Source organism: Rhodococcus marinonascens NBRC 14363 (assembly GCF_001894885.1).
GTDB classification, from domain to species: Bacteria; Actinomycetota; Actinomycetes; order Mycobacteriales; family Mycobacteriaceae; genus Rhodococcus_F; species Rhodococcus_F marinonascens.
Genome location: NZ_BCXB01000095.1, coordinates 1 through 3,156, shown reverse-complemented (window position 1 = coordinate 3,156; position 3,156 = coordinate 1). Strand labels below are relative to the sequence as shown.

The 3,156-nt window shown below is 63.8% G+C and carries 2 protein-coding genes; both read left to right on the top strand.

Going from position 1 to position 3,156, the window contains the following annotated elements; all coding sequences use genetic code 11:
- Nucleotides 1-188 precede the first annotated feature (188 nt).
- Complete coding sequence (locus RM2_RS22840; RefSeq protein ID WP_245814108.1) at nucleotides 189-1,922, top strand: Ig-like domain-containing protein; 1,734 nt, start codon at nucleotides 189-191, stop codon at nucleotides 1,920-1,922.
- A gap of 344 nt (nucleotides 1,923-2,266) precedes the next feature.
- A partial coding sequence (locus RM2_RS22835; protein WP_169846815.1) for an Ig-like domain-containing protein occupies nucleotides 2,267-3,156 on the top strand: 890 nt, incomplete at its 3' end.

Here is a 3,156-nt window from a genome sequence, read left to right as displayed (position 1 = left end):
CCTCCGGTCCCACTGTGCTGACGGTGACCGAGCCCGCCGGTCCGGTCGATCCGTCCGAACCGGGCACCGGCAGCCTCAGTACGGGTTCCCTCGGAGGCTGATCGGTTCGCCGCCCGCCTCGGGGGTGAGAAGTGCACCCAGGGGCGGGCGGAGACCCAGCGTGCCACCCCACCATGTCAGGAGAAGTAGTGAAGCAAAGCGGAATGCGCAGGCTCACCGCTCCGATCAGTATCGGAGTTCTCGTCGGTGTCACCATGCTGAGTGGGATACCCGCTCAGGCAGAGACCACGACCACCAGTTTCAAGACCACTTGCCGCGTCACGCCGTCGGTGAATGTGATAGATCCGATCACAGAGTCGCAAAACAATGCGGTCACAGTCGAAGCGCCGGCGAGCGTCAATGCCGGTGAAGAGTTCGAGGTGACCCTTCAGCCGAGCCCGATCGGCTTCCCTGGTTCCGCTTCGATAGCTGATGTCGAAAACGTGTCGCGGATCAAGATCGACATGTACGTTCCGGAGAACGCCGAGCTGTTGTCCAAGGAGATCGTCCCCGGCACCTCTGCCGGACTCAGCGGTACCGCCCCGAACATCCTGCGGATCAACTCGGACGGCAACCCGGATAACGACGGAAACATCCTGCGGCTGTCGGGCAACAACAGGACGATCGGCAACGGCCCCAACTCGAGCACCAACAGCGAGGGCGGCATCAAGGTCAAAGCGACGGGCAAGGACGTCGATGGGAACAAAACCTCCAACGGCTACACCTACTTTCAGCTCCCGAAGGTCAAACTGAGGCTTCTTGCAGGGCCGTCCGGCACCGTAGAGGTGAAGCTGCGCGCAAGGGGTACCGCGGGCGAATGGAACAACAACAAGAACTTCCTGACGTTCCTTCCCAAGGCGAAGGCCGGGCCGATCACCGCATGGGCGCCAAGCCGCTGCTCCCCACGAAACAAGTCGAGCTCGGATCTCAACGCGGGCGCCGGTCCGCTGGGCTCGGTGAATATCATCGCGCCCGATCAAGCGACCTGGACCAGCCTCTCCGGCCCCTCGGCGGCGCTGAACGGTGCGCCCGTCACGCTCACCGCGAACATCGACCCAGCCCCGGGCGGCGGAACCGTGCAATTCCGGGACGGTGTGGCAGCGATCGGTGATCCCGTCGATGTCGTCGGCGGCGAGGCGTCCATCACCCATGCCTTCGACCTCAACGGCGACCATACGGTCACGGCGGAGTTCCTCGGAGCCGCCGGATATTCCGCTTCGACGTCCGAGCCACGGACGATCAACGTGAGTGCCTCCGAGGCGGACACCAGTATCGAGGTGAGCTCGCCGGTGAAGGCCCATGTCGGGGAGGACGTCAACCTGGCCGCGCAGATCACGCCGGCCGTCCAGGGCGGCACCGTGGAGTTCGAGGTCGACGGCCAGACGCTGACCGCTGAGGTCGGCACCGATGGCTCCGCGATCGCGCCGCACACGTTCACCGACACCGGAACCCACCGGGTCGTCGCGCGCTACTCCGGCACGGACGGTTTCGCCGGATCGGTCTCGCCGGCGTTCCCGGTCAGTGTCACCGACGCGCCGCCGGAGGATGTCTCCACCACAACCGCGCTCGATCCGGTCGGCACGGTGACCAAGGGCATCCCGGTGGTGCTGACGGCGAGGGTAGATCCGGCGAATGCGCACGGCAGAGTTGAGTTCAAGCTGGGCAACACTTCACTCGGTACTGTCGACGTTGTGAACGGCGTTGCGACGTTGCCGATAATCTTCCACAACTCCGGGACCTACAGCGTCACAGCGGAGTTCGAGGGAGCTGCGGGCTTCGTCGACTCGGCTGCACCGCCGCAGGGACTGATCGTGCCCGGCCCCGTCGATCCCGTACCGACCGATCCGGGCGGAGGAACCGGCAGCGCGGGCTTCGGGTCCTGATCGCGTTACCGAAGCGCTAATTGCGGAGTGGGCGTCGTCGAAAATCCGGCGGCGCCCACTTTGGTCAAAAGTTGACATATTCGGGCCTCCACGCACCTCGCTGCGTCTCGCAGCGCCGCGCGAATCCCCGAACTCTTTCGGACGAAGGCCTGATTCGCCCGAGAAGTGCGGTGGAATCGGGATTTCGAATGTTCAAGACCACAATTCTTGAACGTTCGACCAGGACTTTTCTGGACAATTGACCAGAAATGCTGCGGCGGCGCTCGGTGACGGTTACTCTGCCTGGCGACGCGACCGTCGTCAGCCCTGCCAAGTTCGCAGGGGCGAAAATCCGAGGAGGATCCTTGCGTTCGTCAACCCTGCGCAAATTCGCGGCACCGCTGGTTGCGGGCATCGCCGCGGCGGGACTGATTGTGGTCGGTTCCGGCACGGCCGGCGCCGAGGCGCCACCACCGTCGAGTAACACCTACAACGAGGATCAGCTGCAGCTGACGAAAGAGGTGGTCGGCGACAATGTCGTGAATCCCGGTGACACCGTCACGTACAAGACCACGGTCAAGCACCGCAACAACGGGATCCGGTTGTCGGTCGAAAAAATCCGGGACGTTCCGCCGGCCGGGTTCGAGTTGATCCGTGACAGCGTCAGGGTCAGGTACGACAATTCCTGGAACAAGGCGGATCTCAGCTACAACTCCGATGGTGGTGTGACCGCGAGGTGTAAGAGTGACTGCACCTTCCTCGTCGGCGGGTTCGATGTGACTGACAACGAGGAGGTCACGCTCGAGGCGATGTATCGGGTGCCTGAGGACATGGACTTCGGGGTGTATGACAGCGGTGCGCTGCTCAACCTGAATACCTGGACTGGTGATCGGGGCGACAAGAACTTCGGGGTGTTCGTCCGGGTGGACGATCCGGTTGTGAGCACGTCGACCGCCCTGTCGGTGCCGGCGACGGCGAAGACGGGTGCTCCGGTCGAGTTGGTTGCGACGGTTGATCCTGCCGCTGCGTCCGGTCGGATTCAGTTCAAGGACGGCGGGAACGATATCGGTGCCCCGGTCGATGTGGTGGGCGAGGAGGCAAACCTGACGCACACGTTCGATGTCGCGGGTATGCGGGAGGTGACCGCGGTGTTCCTCGCTGACGGGGGATTCTACGGCTCGACGTCCGCGCCGCAGACCATCGACGTCACCGCCGATACCGCGACCGAACTGCAGGTGTCGCCGAATCCGGTGCT